Origin of the sequence: Paraburkholderia sp. EB58, assembly GCF_050436665.1 — a bacterium.
Classification (GTDB): Bacteria; Pseudomonadota; Gammaproteobacteria; order Burkholderiales; family Burkholderiaceae; genus Paraburkholderia.
In genome coordinates, this window is the sequence record NZ_JBNDMQ010000024.1 from 44,654 (window position 1) to 60,312 (window position 15,659).

The following is a 15,659-nucleotide window of genomic DNA, read 5'->3' on the forward strand; positions in this document are numbered from 1 at the left end:
AGGGTTTACCCTTATTATCTTGAATTCCGCAATGATGAAGCGTGCAATCGTGACGACACACGCGGCTTGATGCGCGTCCGAACGTAGCTCTCCCATTCCCAAGGCGCAATGTTTGGTCATTTCAACCGCAGGGCAAAGCACGCGGCGAACCGCCGGTTGAACACTTTGCACGCGCTGGGCGACTACGTGTCGCGCCGGCGGCCGGTGTGGATGGTGTCGTTCGCGATGGACGAGACCAATCTGTCCGAAGGGCTGAGGGCCGCGTGCGCGTCCACGGCGATGCTGTTGCTGGGCTACCTGCTGCACAACCCTTTGTTCGCGTGGGCCGCGATCGGCGCGTTCTGGACCTGCCTTGCCGACGCGGCCGGCTCCAATCGCATGCGCTTTGCATCGATGGTAAGTTTTGCGCTGCTGTCCACACTATGTGGCGGAATCACCGCGTTCGCCTCCGGTGCCGGCACGCTCGCCGCGACCGCCGCGATCCTGCTGTTTTCGACGGCGGGCGCGCTCGCCCGGGTCTGGGGAGCGGCGGCCGCGCAAGTGGGGATCCTCGCGGCCACCGCGTGCGTCGTGATGGTCGAGAAGCCGTTGCACCACGCGCGCGACGGACTGCTGTTCCTTGCCATCTACCTCTCGGGATGCCTGTTCGCGGTGGTGCTGAGTCTGACCGTGTGGCGGATCCATCCGTTTGGCCCGAGCCGCGACGCCTTGCGTGCCGTCTATGGGCGGCTCGCAGACATCGCACTGGACAGTGCCCGTCTGCTGCGTCGCGAATCGGCCGACTTCGGCCACTGGGCACGGCATGCCGCGACCTATCGCGGTCAGGCCCGCGCCGCGCTCGAGACGGCCCGCAAGGCGCTGGCCAGGGTCCCGAACTTGCGATTGGACAAGCGCGAGACTTACGAGAACCTGGTGCTTGCGCTGGCGGATACCGAGCGGCTCTTCGGGTATTTGATCGCTGTCACCGATGCTTGCGAGCGCGGCCATCACACCCTGCATGAGCCGCGGCGCGCGGCGCGTCTCTTGTCCGCGCTAGCCGAGGTGATGCTGCGGATCGGTCGCGCCGTCAGCGAGCCTAACGACAAGCCGGTCGTCAAAGACGCGCGGGCAACTCGCGCCGCGCTGCAACGCCGCCTGCAAAAACTGGCCGGATCGCTGGAAGCGGCCTTGGGCGAACCATTGGCGCTCAAGCTGCGCGCCGCGGGCGCGCTCGAATTCGAGCCGGCGCCGCGGCGCGACGCCAGCTGGGTTCAGGCCGCCACCGACAACCTGGCGCGTGCATGGATGACCCTCAAGGCCAACGCGACGCTGCAGTCAATCGGACTGCGGCATGCGGCGCGCGTTGGGGTCGCCGTCACGGCGGGATTCATGATCGTGCGGGGCCTGCATCTGCCGTTCGGTTATTGGGCGACTATGGCGATCCTGCTGATCCTGCAGCCGTCGATTGCGTCCACCTGGCCGCGCAGCATCGAGCGGGCGGCGGGAAGCATCGCCGGAGGTCTGCTGGCCGCCGGCATTGGTTTCGCGATTCATTCGCCGATTGGCATCTCGCTGATCGTGTTTCCGCTGGTCTGCGCCACCATGGCGCTGCGCCCCGTGAGCTACAGCCTGTTCGTGCTGTTCCTGACGCCGACCTTCGTGCTGGTGGCGGGCTTTGCCACACCGGGCGCGAGCGAGCTGATCTACGCGCTCGCCCGGCTGGGTAATAACGTGCTCGGCTGTGCGATTGCCTTGCTCGCCACCTTCGTGTTGTGGCCGAGCCGCGAGCCGATCGATTTTCGTATCCGGCTGGCCGACGCCGTGCAGGCCAACCTCAACTATCTGGTGAGCGCGCTCGAGCACGCCGGCGGCGAGGACAGCGAAGTGGAGCGGCTGCGCCGCGCCGCTGGTCTCGCGAGCAACAACGCGGAAGAGGCCTTCAACCGCCTGCGCCTCGAGCGCCTGGAGAGTTCGCTGGCCGACCGGGCTGCGGTTACCGCGCTCGCGCTGCTGCGCCGTGCGGCCGGTACGGCGACGCGCATGCGCTTCGCTGCGCATCAGGCGAGAGCCGACGGCGCGCTGATCGACTGGATCGCCGCGGTGAGCCGCGAGATTGACGCGCAGCTGCGCGGCGCCACGCATGATGCGAACTACACGGCGTTTGCGCGCCAACACCTGTCGCTGGCTGAGGCCGATGCCGTCAATCAGGTCTCGCAGTTGCGCCGCCTGCTGGTGGAGGAGTCGAGCGTCGCCGGGGAGGGTGCGCGGGAAGCGGCTGCGTCGTGAAAGCTCAGCGAGCGCCGCTTTTGACCAGTTGCAAAGGCGTTTCGATGAAAGGCGACAGGTCCTGCTGGCGGGTCTGTTCCGTGAGCGCCTTGAGCGCCACGTCGACGCCGAACACGGCTTGCCGCGCCGCGAACTGATCGACTGTGGCGAGGATCCGTCCGCTATTGAGCAGCGCCTTGATGGCCGGATTGTTGTTGTAGCCGGTGATGTACACACTACCGGTTCGATGCGCGTTGCGAACCGCATCGACGGCGCCCGTCGCCATATTGTCGTTGCCGCATAGCAAGGCGCGAAGCCGCGGATGCTGCGCCAGCATCGTCGCGGCGGCGGCTTCGCCTTTGGCATAGACATAGTCGCCGGGCGCGACGGCGACCACCTTCATGCCGGCCGCATCCATCGCGCTCCTGAAACCCTCGGTGCGCTGCTGGGCGTTGCGGTCGCGGGTGAGGCCCTCGATGATCCCGACTTCGTCGTCGCGGTTCAACTTCGTCGCCAGATAGTTGGCCACCATCTCCGCGCCCTTGCGGTTGTCGGGGCCCACAAACGGCACCGCGAGGTGAGCGGCGTCGAGGTCCGCTTCGTCGAGCGGATTGTCGATGGCGATCACGATCACACCCGCGTTGATCGCCCGGATGACGGCCGGCACAAGCGCTTTCGAATCGGTCGGGGCGAGCACGATGGCGCTGGTGTGCGCGTCGGTCAAGTCGTCGACGATGCGAATCTGGGTGGCGGTGTCGAGCTCGGTTGCGGTGCCGACCACATTCAGGTCGAACTGCGAGGCGAAGTGCTTCTGATAGTTTTCAGCGGCGCTCGACATGGCGACCGAGAACGGATCGGCGAGCGACTTCAGCACGAGGGCAATCGTGAACTTGCCATTCGGTATGGCTTCAGCAATCGTCGAAACTGCCAGGCCGGACGCTGCAAGTACGCCGGCCATGAGCACGCGCCGGCGTGTCTTTTGTACCATGGGCTTCCTTTCCTTGTGCGCGGGGCGCGTCGACCTCTGCTGGTGGGCGCCGACGGTTAGCGCACCGGAATGATACAGCCTCGCCTGGCGCCAGCACCTCCGGCATTTCCTCCATTCAACTCCGGCTGGGAACAGGGTAAACACCAAGCCGCGATCTCCATGGCGACCCGCGAGGCGTACGTTGAGTGGGTCCCGACTACCGCGACTGTTAATTCTTGTCAGGAAACCGCGACACACGCTGCCTGGCTGGTATTTTTGATCGGCGTGCGGGGAGCGATGGCTTTCGACTATCCTAATGGCACGTGGACGGTTGCGCCGGGCAACCTGCAACAACCATGAAAGAAACCACAGCAATACCCGTAACACCTGCGACAACGACGGAGAACTGAAGTGACGCCATTCGATGAGATGCTCTCCGCAGCCGGAGTGCGCGCGCCGTATGAACTGCTCAAGCAATGGCTCGATACGCAGCATCCTGCGAACCTTGCGCAAAAGGCGCAGGACGCGGAGAGCGTGTTCCGCAGAACCGGCATTACGTTCGCCGTTTACGGCGAGCAGGAGGCGGCCGAGCGCCTGATTCCGTTCGACATCATTCCTCGCATCATCTCCGGGCCGGAATGGACGCGCCTGTCGCAAGGCATCGAGCAGCGCGTGATGGCGCTCAATGCCTTCCTGGATGATATCTATCACCGTCAGGAGATCGTGCGTGCGGGCCGTATCCCGAAGCAGCTGATCGCGCAGAACGAAGCCTTTCTGCCGGAGATGATCGGTTTTCGTCCGCCGGGGAATGTTTATACGCACATCATCGGCGTCGATATCGTACGGACTGCCGAAAACCAGTTCTACGTGCTCGAGGACAATGCGCGCACCCCCTCCGGTGTCTCCTACATGCTGGAGAACCGCGAGACGATGATGAAGCTGTTCCCGGAGCTGTTTCAGCAGGTCAAGGTGCGGCCGGTCGAAGCGTATCCCGAGTTGCTGCGCCAGTCGCTCGCGGCCGTTTGCCCGCCTGGCGGCAACCACGACAATCCGACGATCGCGGTGCTGACGCCAGGCATTCACAACTCCGCTTACTACGAGCATGCGTTTCTGGCCGACCAGATGGGCGTGCATCTGGTCGAGGGCAGCGATCTGCAGGTGGTGGGCGGTCATGTGGCGATGCGCACCACTGAGGGATTCCGCCCGATCGACGTGCTGTACCGGCGTCTGGACGACGCCTACCTCGACCCGATGACGTTCCGCAGCGACTCCGTGCTGGGCGTGCCCGGCATCATGGACGTCTACCGCGCGGGCAACATTACGATTGCCAATGCACCCGGCACCGGCATTGCCGACGACAAGGCGATCTATTCGTATATGCCCGAGATCGTCGAGTTCTATACGGGCCGCCAATCGATTCTGGAAAACGTACCTACGTGGCGCTGTTCCGAGCCGAGCAGCCTGAAGTACGTGCTGGACCATCTCGAGGAACTGGTCGTCAAGGAAGTGCACGGCTCCGGCGGCTACGGGATGCTGGTCGGACCTGCGGCCTCGAAGAAGGAGTGCGAAGACTTCGCCGCCAAGTTGCGTGCGCGTCCGAACAATTACATCGCGCAACCGACGCTTGCCCTGTCGACCACGCCTATCCTGACCGAGAAGGGGCTTGCACCACGTCACGTGGATCTGCGGCCCTTCGTGCTGGTTTCGGACCAGATTCGCATTACGCCGGGTGGCCTGACACGGGTGGCGCTGAAGGAGGGTTCGCTGGTGGTCAATTCGAGCCAGGGCGGCGGCACCAAGGATACGTGGGTGCTGGGCGACTGAGGCAACAGGCAGCCAATAAGCGGCAAAACAGCGGGTGATAAACAGAAACTGGATTAGGACAGCACATGCTTCTTGGACGCACAGCAAGCGGGCTCTACTGGATGCACCGCTATATCGAGCGCGCGGAAAACATCGCACGGGTGGTCGATGCGGGACTGCGCATGGCGCTGACACGAAGCACGGATGCGCCGGCGACGTGGTCGTCGGTGATCGTGACATCCGGCACGGAAGCAGGCTTTAAGCAGAAGCACGACACCTGTACGGCCGCCACCGTCCCCGACTATCTGCTGCGCGACACCGACAACCCGTCGAGTGTACTGTCCTGCTTCGAAGCGGCGCGCTCGAACGCACGCATGGTGCGCACGGCGCTGACCCGCGAGACATGGGAGAGCGTCAACGAAGCCTGGATGGGGATCAGGCGGGTGCTGGCCGCGCCGGTGCCGTCGAGTGATCTGCCGGCCGTGCTTGATCGCATCAAGCGCGAATCCGCGCAGATTCGGGGCGCTTTTCACGGCACCATGCTCAGAAACGAGATTTTCAATTTTTCCCGTATCGGCACCTTCATCGAACGGGCCGACAATACGGCGCGCATTCTCGACGTCAAATATCATTTGCTGCTGCCCTCGCTTTCGTACGTCGGCACGACGCTCGACAACTATCAGTGGGAGTCGATCCTGCGCTCGGTTGACGCGCACCGTTCTTACCGCTGGGTCTACGACGTGCAGTACAAGCCAGTCAACATTGCCGATTACCTCATCCTCAACGGACGCATGCCGCGCTCGCTGCACTTCTGCTATCTGAACATCGTCGACAACCTGCGCTATCTGGCGCAGGACTACGGCGTCAACCACGACTGCCAGAAGACTGCGGACAGGACGCTTGCCACGCTGAGAGACAATACGGTCAAGCAGATCTTTTCCCATGGCCTGCACGAGTTTCTCACCGGCTTCATCGCGCAGAACAACCGGCTTGGTTTTGAAATCGCCGAGACCTACAACTTCGATTGAGTACGGCCATGCGTATCGCGATTCATCACACGTCCCACTATCAGTACGAGCAACCGGTACCTTATGCATTGCAGCGCCTTCGGCTGCGTCCCCAGTCCGGCCCAGGGCAGAACGTGCTCGAGTGGCGCGTGACGGTCGATGGGGTCGAGCCGGGCACGAGCTGGACCGACGGCTTCGGCAATCGCGCCGACCTCGTGCGTCACGAGCGCAACAAGCTCGAGATTGTCATCGTCGCGGCCGGAACGGTGGAGACCGTGGACATGGCCGGCATCTACGGCGTCACCTACGATACGACACCGCCCTGGATCTACGAGCGTGAAACGCTGCTCACCAAGCCGGGCGAGCGCGTGCAGGCGCTCGCAGAGAGCGTGCGTGCGAGCAGCGGACAACTGGACTCGCTGCACAGGTTGATGAATGCGGTCCACACGATGATCGTCTACAAACCCGGCAGCACCGGGGTCGGCACGGACGCGGAGACGGCCCTGCGCGACGGTTCCGGCGTCTGCCAGGATCACACGCATGCGTTCATCGCCGCGGCGCGGCAGCTAGGCGTGCCGGCCCGCTACATTTCGGGTTATCTGCTGATGGAAGATGTGGCGCAGCAGAGCGCGAGCCACGCCTGGGCCGAGGCGCATGTCGACGGGCTGGGCTGGGTCGGCTTCGACGCGGCCAACGACACATGCCCGGACGATCGCTATGTGCGCACGGCGACCGGCCTCGATTACCGCGATGCGATGCCCGTGTCCGGCGTGCGCTCCGGACAAGGGGCGGAGACGCTGACGGTCGAGATCAGCGTGACGCAAGTGCCGGGCCAGAGTCAGAGCCAGAGCCAAAATCAGAGCCAGAGCCAGAACTAAAAACTAGAACTAAAAAAACTTCCCGAGGGCGTGTCGCCCTTCGGCGCTGGCCCAAAACGGTGCGGCGATCCGGGCCGCGGCGCCAACCGGCGTTAACTTCGTTTCAGGACTTTTAAGTTCTGATTCCATAAACTAAGCTCAATCGTGCGGCTACGTCCGGCCCTGGCCGGAGCATGATCGACGCCGCCACGCTCTTGGGCGCAACCATGCGTCGCCTCTTACCGTTTCCTAACAAGGTCGCCGAACTCAGGGCTGCGTGCTCATCGCGCAGGGTTCGGTTGACGCTGTCGTCAAGGAGTAACGTATGGCTCGGCATACCATCGCGGACTATCTGGCAAAAACACTCGCTGCTGCAGGCGTCGAGCGCATCTGGGGAGTGACTGGCGACAGCCTGAACGGACTGGCGTACAGCCTCGACCAGCTCGGCTCGATACGCTGGATGCATACCCGTCACGAAGAGGTCGCGGCATTTGCCGCGGGTGCCGACGCGGCCTCCACCGGCAAGCTCGCTGTCTGCGCCGGCAGTTGCGGCCCAGGCAATCTGCATCTGATCAATGGTCTGTTTGATTGCCATCGTAACCAGCAACCGGTGTTGGCCATTGCCGCGCATATTCCGTCTACGGAAATCGGCCTCGGCTACTTTCAGGAAACGCATCCGCAGGAGCTGTTCAAGGAGTGCAGTCATTTCGTCGAACTGGTCTCCAATGCTTCGCAGTTCCCACGTGTGCTGCAACGGGCGATGCGCACAGCCATCGAGGAACGCGGCGTGGCGGTGATCGTGCTGCCGGGAGATGTCGCCCTAAGTGAAGGACCCAGCGAAGCCGCGCAATGGAGCAACAGTTCGCCGCACACGATCGTGCCGGCCGAAGCCGATCTCGAACGCCTCGCGTCGATGCTGAACGGCTGCGAAGCGGTGACCATTATGTGCGGCAGCGGTGTAGCGGGGGCCCATGACGAGGTGGTCGCGCTCGCGGACGCGCTGGGTGCGCCGATTGTGCATGCGCTGCGCGGCAAGCCGTTCATCGAATACGACAACCCGTATGACGTGGGCATGACCGGGCTGATCGGTTTCAGCTCGGGCTACCACGCGATGATGTCATGCGAGACGCTGCTTCTGCTGGGCTGCGATTTCCCGTATCGGCCGTTCTATCCACCTGAAGCGAAGATCGTGCAGATCGACCACAAGGGCTCGCAGCTTGGCAAGCGTGCGCCGCTCGCGCTCGGCCTCGTTGGCACCGTCAAGGAGACGGTCGCAGCCTTGTTGCCGAAGGTCACACGCAAGACGGACCGCCGCTTCATCGACAATGCCCGCAAACACTACGCGTCAGCGCGCAAGGGACTCGACGATCTCGCGACGCCTGCAGGTCCCGGCAGGCCGATCCATCCGCAGTATCTGGCCCGTATGATCGATCAGGCGGCGAGCGAAGACGCCATCTTTACCGCCGATGTCGGCACGCCGACCCTCTGGGCCGCGCGCTATCTGACGATGAACGGCAAGCGTCAGTTGCACGGTTCGTTCAATCATGGCTCGATGGCGAATGCGATGCCGCAGGCGCTCGGCGCCCAGGCCGGCCATCCGCAGCGGCAGGTGGTGTCGCTGTCGGGCGATGGTGGACTGTCGATGCTGCTTGGCGACTTGCTCACTGCGCGCCAGCTCGACTTGCCGATCAAGGTAGTGGTCTTTAACAATAGTCTGCTAGGCTTTGTCTCGATGGAGTTGAAGGCGGCCGGGTTCCTCGATACCAATGTCGATCTGAGCAAGACCGACTTTGCCGCGATCGCGCAGGGCGCCGGTATCTACAGCATCCGGGTCGAGGAGTCGGAGGGCGTGGAGGCGGCGCTGCGGCAGGCGTTTGCTCATCCTGGGCCGGCGCTGGTGGATGTGGTGACCTCCAAACATGAGCTTGCCATGCCGCCTACGATCGAACTCGCGCAGGCCAAGGGCTTCAGCCTGTACATGATGCGCGCGATCCTGAGCGGACGCGGCGACGAGATCGTCGAGCTGGCAAAGACCAACCTGCGCTGAGCGCGGGTGAGGCACAACAACGGTGCCTGGCTGGACGTGCAAGACATGTCCGGCCAGCTGCCCGGCACGAAGCCAAGCGAAGTGAACGTGAAAGCAGAAACATAAGGATGCCTATTTGATGGCATCCTGAATGCCCGCCGGGACCGCCGCGAACCGTGGCGCCGGCCATCACCCGACCATACAGGAGCACATGCCATGAGTTTCGTTACTACCAAGGACGGCGCAGACATCTACTACAAGGACTGGGGCACGGGTCAGCCAATCGTTTTCTCGCATGGCTGGCCGCTGTGCGCCGACGCCTGGGATGTGCAGATGCTGTTTCTGCTGCAGAAAGGATATCGCGTGATCGCCCATGATCGCCGCAGCCACGGCCGATCGAGTCAGACCGGCACCGGCAACGAGATGGACACCTATGCAGATGACCTGGCGGCCGTGATCGACTCCCTCGATCTGAAAGACGCGATGCTCGTGGGCCATTCAACCGGCGGAGGCGAAATCTCGCATTACGTGGGCCGTCACGGCACGTCGCGCGTGTCGAAGATGGTCCTGATCTCTGCTGTGCCGCCTCTCATGCTGAAGACCGAGGCCAACCCGGGAGGTGTGCCGCTGGAAGTCTTCGATGGCATTCGCGACGGTACGATGAACAATCGCTCGCAGTTCTTCAAGGATCTTGCGCTGCCGTTCTATGGCTACAACCGGCCCAGTGCCAAAGTCGTGCAAGGCGTAATCGACGAGTTCTGGCGCGAAGGGATGGCGGGGTCCGTGCTCGGGCTCTATGAGTGCATCAAGCAGTTTTCGGAGGTCGATTACACCGACGACCTCAAAAAAATCGACGTGCCCACGTTGATCCTGCAAGGTGATGACGATCAGATCGTGCCGTTGGACGGTTCAGGACGCAAGTCGGTCGAGATCGTCAAGGATGCGACGCTCAAGGTGTATCCGGGCGCACCGCACGGCATGTGTACGACCGAGTCGGCGCAGGTCAACGCCGATCTGCTCGCGTTCATCCAGTCGTAACGCAGTACGCAAACGCAGTATGAATCGTAAGGCAGGCTCGCGGTGCCCGGACCGCGAGCCGTTAGCTTTCGCAGATCACGTATCCGCGTGCATTCAGAAAATTTCATCGCAATTCGATGGCATTTTGCAACGCAGCAATTATGCTTAGGAGCAGCCGGACTGCAGTCGTGCCTTGGTGCTTTTCTCTAACAGGAAGAACGATCATGAAAAAATCACAGCTTGTGATGGCCCTCCTGCTCAGCTCCACGCTCAGCGTGGCGTGCCTGCAGGCGCGTGCCCAGGTGGCGGGTTCCCAGCCGATCGGCATCAGCGTGTCGGAGTCGGAATTGATTGTGCGCGGCTGGAGCGTGAAGAAGGCGATTCTAGGCAAGCCGGTGGTCAATGACAGCGGCGAGCAGATCGGTGTTGTGCACGACATCATCATTGCACCGGACAAGTCCGCTTCGTTCGCGATCATCGCGGCGCATCAGTTTGCCGGTGTCTCGCAGCATGACGTCGCAGTGCCGATCGATCAACTCGACTTCGTGAAAGGCAAGCTGACGCTGCCCGGCGGTACCCGTGAGGCGATCAAGGCAATGCCGGCGTTCCAGTATGCGCATGTGGCCACGGTGCCAATGGCGCGGTCTGAGTTTTCGGAACATCACTGAGTTCCACTGCACGCCACTGAGACCGCTGCATCTGACGCGTCTTGTACGCGGTGGCAGGGCGCCTGACCGGGTCCACCAGGACCCGTGGCGTTGCTCGCCCGTCTGTGCCACTGCCCGTTACTTCACGGCGCCCGCGGGCTTGCCTGCGTCCGCCACCGTCTCCGTCTCCCACCCGCCGCCGAGCGCGAGGAACAGATTCGCCTGGTCGAGCGCGACCTGTCCTTCGGCCGCAGCCACCTGCGAGCGGACTGAAGTCAGCGTGCGCGTCGCATCCAGATCCGAAATAAACGACTCCCGGCCGGCCACATACAGGCGGTGCGTTTCGCTAGCCGACTCGGTGGCCGACTTCAGCGCCGCACGCAGCGCATCGGCACGCGTGTAGTCGGACACGTAGGTGGCGAGGTTCGTCTCCGTTTCGCGCAGTGCGTTGAGTACCACGCCGTCGAAGTGCGCGAGCGCCGCCGTGCTCGCATCCTGCGCCTCGCGTACGCGACCGCGCGCACCGTTGGTCGGGAAAGTCCAACTGATCAGGGGTCCGAATCGCCAGTAATTGGTTTGCGAATCACCGAGATCTGCGGCAAGGCCGGTCGTCCCGGTCCCGGCTCCGAAACTCACGGTGGGATACAGCGCGCCGGTGGCGACGCCGATGCGCGCCGTCGAAGCCGCGAGTTGGCGTTCGGCTTCGCGCACATCGGGGCGGCGCTTGAGCAAAGCGGCGCCATCGCCGACCGGCAGCGCCTGCTTGATCTGCGGCACCTTGTTGCACGTGAGCACGGCAGGGGGCAGATTGGATGGCGCACGCGCGAGCAGCATCGCGAGCTGATACTGGGCGATCTTGCGGCGCGCCGTGTAGCGCGGAATATCGGCCGTCAGCGACTCGACCTGAGTCTGTCCGCTCGTCACATCCGGCTGATTGCCGCGGCCTGCATCGCGCAGACGCCGCGAAACGTCCACGCGTTCCTTCTGCAGCGCCAGTGACTTCTGCGCGATGACCAGTTCTTCCGCCGCCGAGCAGTTCTCGATGTAGGAGCGCACGACGTTGGCCACCACGGTGATTCGCGCGAGATCGGCCGCTGCCCGGGTCGCTTCGCTGTCGGCGTTCGCCGCTTCCACCCCGCGGCGCAACTTGCCGAACAGATCGAATTCATACGAGACGCGGATGCCCAAATCGCCTTCGTTTGCGACCGGAATCTTGCTGAAGATCAGGTATTGCTGACCGGATTCCTGCGCGCGAGCGAATGCTGCCTCCGCGCTGCCGGAGAAGCCGCCTTGAGCCTCAGCAACGCCGAGCGCCTCCTGCGAACGTGCAAGATTTGCGGCGGCGACACGCAAGTCGGTGTTCGACTGCAGGGCCTCGTTCACCAGTTGCTCGAGTACCGGGTCGTCATAGAGGTGCCACCAGTCGGGCGGCACCGGTTGCTGCGATACGTGTGCGCCGTCGACATCCGGCAACGGCGCGTCGACGAAAGGCGCATTGACGACCGCGGCCTTTGGCAACGAATAATTCGGGCCGACGGTGCAGGCGGCGAGCGCAAGCACGAGAGGCGCAAGTGGCACCAACGGCGCCAACGGCGTCGATCGCAGAGAGAGACGTGCACGCGACAGCTTCATTTTGCGGCGCTCGCTGCAGGTTGTACCGAAGGTTGCACAGCAGGTTGCTCAGCGGCCGCCTGAGCCGAAGCTGGCGAACCCGCTTGCGCAGCCGACGACGCCGTGTGATCCACCGCGCCCCGCGTCCCCCCTGGAGGCGCGAGTCCGCGCACGGACACCGTGGCGGTGCGCCCGGCAATCATGCGGAAATCCTTCGGGATGTCGTCGAGCGCGACGCGCACAGGTATGCGTTGCGCGAGGCGCACCCAGCTAAAGGCCGGGTTCACGTTCGGCAGCAGGTTCGAGCCCTCCGCACGGTCGCGGTCCTCGATAGCGGACACGATACTCGCCACGTGCCCACGCAGCAGACCCGGCTCGCCCATGATCTTGATGTCCACGGCCTGACCGATATCGATGCCGGAGAGCTTGGTTTCCTCGAAGTAGCCGTCCACGCGGAACGAATGCATGTCCACGACCGACAGCACCGCCCGGCTGGCCGAGGCGTACTCGCCGGTGCGGGGCGCGCGGTCGTTCAGATAGCCGTCCACCGGACTGACGATGTGGGTGCGTTGCAGATTCAGGCGCGCGGTATTGACCGCGACCTGCGCATCGGCGAGCGCCGCCTCATCCGTTTCGACGCGTGAGCGGCTTTCTTCCGCTACCTCGCGCGCCACCAGGTCGCCCAACTGATGGTTGCGCACGTCTTCGCGGCGCGCCTGATCGAGCGTGGCGCGCCGTTGCTGGACCGTGGCTTCCGCTTGCTGCAACGCGAGCGTGTAGCGCGCCTGGTCGATCACGAACAGCGTTTGGCCCTGTTTGACCTGCTGATTGTCGACCACGTCCACTTCGGTGATCAGACCGGACACGTCGGGCGCCACCTGGATGATGTCGGCGCGGATGCGGCCGTCGCGCGTCCATGGCGAGAACATGTAGTAGTTGACCAGCTTCCACAGCACGAGGCCCGCAACCACGACGACGATCAGGGTCAGCAGGATCTGACCAAAGGAGAACCAGGTTTTTTTCACGTTATGAACCGGTGCGAAACGATGACGACAAGACCCAGCACGAGCACATAGATGCCGAGATCGAAAATGGAGCGGTGCCAGACAAAGCGGTAAAAGCCGGTGCGTGCCAGCACCGTGCGGATGACGAGATTGATCAGATAGGCGACGAACATCAGCACGAGCACGGTCGGCACGAACACGCCGAAAATATCGATTTCGCCGATCATGGTCTGAAACTCTGCGGTGAGGTCAATGGGCTCATCAGGCGGCAGGTTCCTCTTTGGGCGGAGCAGGCGGGGTCAACGAAGCGATCGTGGCTGGAAACAGCGAGAGGCGCAAGCCCACCAGCGCATGCAGCGCATCGCGCAGTTGCCGCGCCGGGCCCGCCGCGCTGGTGGCCACGCTGGTGGCCGTATTGGGCGCGTTGGCCGCGGCATTAGCGAGCCCAAGTGCGGTGACGCGCGCGAGCGCCACGTCGATGGAGGACATCAGGCTCTCGGGCACCGGCTGGCGCGTGCGGCGGGTCACGCAGGTCTCGAAGTGACTGCGGATACCGTCGAGCACACCGTCGATCGCAGCGTGCGCCTCGCCACTTAGCTTCGGACGCAGGCGGCGCAAGTCGACCGCGTTAAACGCGATGCGCAGATCGCGGAAGCTTTCGATGGACGGGTGGAAGTTGTCGTCGGTTGCGGCGAGTCGCGGGATCAGTTGCATCAGGCGGTCCAACATGCGCGCGGCGAGGTTGCGCTGATCTTCGATCGGCGCCTTCGAGGCGCTCAGCACCACGTCCGCCCAGCTTGAACGCATCAGGCGGGCTGCCGCAAGTTCGGCGCCAAATGGCCGTGTCACACGGGTCCACAGGTAGGCGTACAGGAGGCCCGCGAGACCCGCGAGGTTGCTGTTCAGGAAGATGAAAAAATCGGCGTCATAGGCATCCTGGATGCTGATGAAGGTAGCGGTGTTCACGGCCACCAGCATGGTCGCGAGATTGAACTGCGGACGCGGGATCAGGGTGCCGACCAGAATGAACGGTCCCGCGAACAGGATCACGAGCATCGGGAAATCGTGCACGTTCGGCAGCACGACGAACAGGTAGAGCCCCGCCAGCGCAACACTGGCGGCGGTTGCCGTGAAGAACTTGAAAACCTGCGGCGCGGGGTCGTCGAGCGCCGCGAAGAAGCAGCAGGCGATGGCTGCCAGCGTGACCGCGCTGGCACCGTCGTTCCAGCCCGAACCGATCCAGAGCGCGCAGGCGAGGACAATGGCGCCAAACGCCGAGCCGGTTGAGAACAGCATGATGCCGCGGTCGAAATAGCGCTCCGTGCCGCCCACCCGCCAGTGATGAAAGCGCGGCTGCCACGTGCCACTTTCTGCCGTGATGAGGTGGCGCAGGGCACGGCAGTCCTGCCAGACATCGACCACCTGTTCCAGGCGCCACAAGGCATTCGAGAGCAGTGCGCCGTCCCACGTTGCGAGTTCCGCAGGCGGTGGCTGCAACGCGGCGATGCGCTCGCGCAGGGCGTCGGCTTCGGGGTAGGGCCGCACGCCCTGGCTTGCCGGGCGCAACGGCGTATTGATCCATTTGATGACGTCTGCGAGCAGCGCCTCGAGTCCGGGGGGGCGCTCCCGCTGGCCGCGAAGCGAGGCTACCAGCGGATCGGCGAGCGACGACATGATGGGCAGCAGCAATTGCATACGGCCGCGTAATGCATGGACGCGATTCAGGACGTCGGGCCGGGTGTCGTCGTAGGCGAGCTGGCTCAGCAGCAGCTCGAGGGCGTTGACGGTGGAGGCGAGCCGTTGGCGGCAGGCCGAAATCGACGCGCCCGCAATGCGACCCGATAGCGTTTCGGTGGCGTAGAAGACGGCGTCGCGGAACCAGCCATCGGTGCGCTCGATGATCGTCGGCGCGAGGCGATTCGGCAGAATCACGCTGCCTACCACGCTGGCGCACACGATGCCGAGCAGGATTTCCTCGGTGCGGGTGATGGCCAGGTCGAACACGTTGATGGGATTGAAGACCGCCGGCAACGCGATCAACGGCATGGTGTATCCGGCGAGCATAAAGACGTAGGCGCGCGCGGTGCGGTCCGAGATCGCGAGATAGAGCAGGGTGCCGGTCCAGAGGGCGACCACCACGCTGAAGAGATACGGCGATTCGACGAAGGGCGGTACGAACAGCACGGCCGCCGATGCGCCGAGGGCGGTGCCGAGCGCACGATAAAGCGCTTTCGAGCGGGTCGCGCCGACAAACGGATTCGACACGATGTAGACGGTTGCCATGGCCCAGTAAGGGCGCGGCAGCTGGAAGGCGAGCCCGAGGTAGAGGGCGAGCATCGCCGCCGCAAATGTCTTGACGGAAAAGAGCCAGTCGCGCAGTGAGGGGTAGACCATGGGGCGCTATGCGGAGGCTGGCGCAGGCGCGGCACGCCGCCATGCTCGGGCGAGCCCACGAGGGCTGCGGACGCCAGGCTGC

Annotated in this window: 12 protein-coding genes; 7 read left to right on the top strand and 5 right to left on the bottom strand. The window is 63.8% G+C overall.

Going from position 1 to position 15,659, the window contains the following annotated elements; translation table 11 throughout:
- The first annotated feature begins 108 nt into the window (after window positions 1–108).
- Window positions 109–2,265 carry an FUSC family protein gene (locus P3T40_RS29250; RefSeq protein ID WP_429271191.1) on the top strand — a complete coding sequence of 719 codons (2,157 nt, stop codon included), beginning with the start codon at window positions 109–111 and terminating at the stop codon, window positions 2,263–2,265.
- Window positions 2,266–2,269: 4 nt separating this feature from the next.
- Here P3T40_RS29250 and P3T40_RS29255 read toward each other — a convergent pair whose 3' ends face one another.
- Window positions 2,270–3,232 carry a substrate-binding domain-containing protein gene (locus P3T40_RS29255; RefSeq protein WP_429271192.1) on the bottom strand — a complete coding sequence of 321 codons (963 nt, stop codon included), beginning with the start codon at window positions 3,230–3,232 and terminating at the stop codon, window positions 2,270–2,272.
- 390 nt (window positions 3,233–3,622) lie between these two features.
- Between P3T40_RS29255 and P3T40_RS29260 the strand changes: the two genes are divergently transcribed.
- From P3T40_RS29260 to P3T40_RS29285, 6 genes are all read left to right on the top strand, one after another.
- Window positions 3,623–5,035, top strand: coding sequence for a circularly permuted type 2 ATP-grasp protein (locus tag P3T40_RS29260; protein WP_429271193.1), 1,413 nt, complete (start codon window positions 3,623–3,625; stop codon window positions 5,033–5,035).
- Between the two features lie 65 nt (window positions 5,036–5,100).
- The gene (locus P3T40_RS29265) at window positions 5,101–6,042 is read left to right on the top strand and encodes an alpha-E domain-containing protein (protein WP_429271194.1); all 942 of its coding nucleotides are present in this window, start codon (window positions 5,101–5,103) and stop codon (window positions 6,040–6,042) included.
- Between the two features lie 8 nt (window positions 6,043–6,050).
- The gene (locus P3T40_RS29270; protein ID WP_429271195.1) at window positions 6,051–6,899 is read left to right on the top strand and encodes a transglutaminase family protein; all 849 of its coding nucleotides are present in this window, start codon (window positions 6,051–6,053) and stop codon (window positions 6,897–6,899) included.
- A 304-nt stretch (window positions 6,900–7,203) separates the two neighbouring features.
- Entirely contained in the window at window positions 7,204–8,925 is a 1,722-nt protein-coding gene (gene poxB, locus P3T40_RS29275) for a ubiquinone-dependent pyruvate dehydrogenase (RefSeq protein ID WP_429271196.1), read from the top strand.
- A 195-nt stretch (window positions 8,926–9,120) separates the two neighbouring features.
- The gene (locus tag P3T40_RS29280; RefSeq protein ID WP_429271197.1) at window positions 9,121–9,942 is read left to right on the top strand and encodes an alpha/beta fold hydrolase; all 822 of its coding nucleotides are present in this window, start codon (window positions 9,121–9,123) and stop codon (window positions 9,940–9,942) included.
- Window positions 9,943–10,145: 203 nt separating this feature from the next.
- Window positions 10,146–10,589, top strand: a complete 444-nt coding sequence (locus P3T40_RS29285) for a PRC-barrel domain-containing protein (protein WP_429271198.1) — start codon at window positions 10,146–10,148, stop codon at window positions 10,587–10,589.
- A gap of 117 nt (window positions 10,590–10,706) precedes the next feature.
- On the opposite strand, the gene P3T40_RS29290 is transcribed toward P3T40_RS29285, so the two are convergent.
- The 4 genes from P3T40_RS29290 to P3T40_RS29305 are packed head-to-tail and all read right to left on the bottom strand — an operon-like array spanning window position 10,707 to window position 15,577.
- The gene (locus P3T40_RS29290) at window positions 10,707–12,200 is read right to left on the bottom strand and encodes an efflux transporter outer membrane subunit (protein WP_429271199.1); all 1,494 of its coding nucleotides are present in this window, start codon (window positions 12,198–12,200) and stop codon (window positions 10,707–10,709) included.
- Window positions 12,197–13,204 carry an efflux RND transporter periplasmic adaptor subunit gene (locus tag P3T40_RS29295; RefSeq protein WP_429271200.1) on the bottom strand — a complete coding sequence of 336 codons (1,008 nt, stop codon included), beginning with the start codon at window positions 13,202–13,204 and terminating at the stop codon, window positions 12,197–12,199. The genes P3T40_RS29290 and P3T40_RS29295 overlap by 4 nt, the downstream gene beginning before the upstream one ends.
- Window positions 13,201–13,410 (bottom strand): DUF1656 domain-containing protein, encoded by a 210-nt coding sequence (locus tag P3T40_RS29300; protein ID WP_429271201.1) that lies wholly within the window; start codon window positions 13,408–13,410, stop codon window positions 13,201–13,203. The genes P3T40_RS29295 and P3T40_RS29300 overlap by 4 nt, the downstream gene beginning before the upstream one ends.
- Window positions 13,411–13,444: 34 nt before the next feature.
- Complete coding sequence (locus P3T40_RS29305; protein ID WP_429271202.1) at window positions 13,445–15,577, bottom strand: FUSC family protein; 2,133 nt, start codon at window positions 15,575–15,577, stop codon at window positions 13,445–13,447.
- Between the last annotated feature and the right edge of the window lie 82 nt (window positions 15,578–15,659).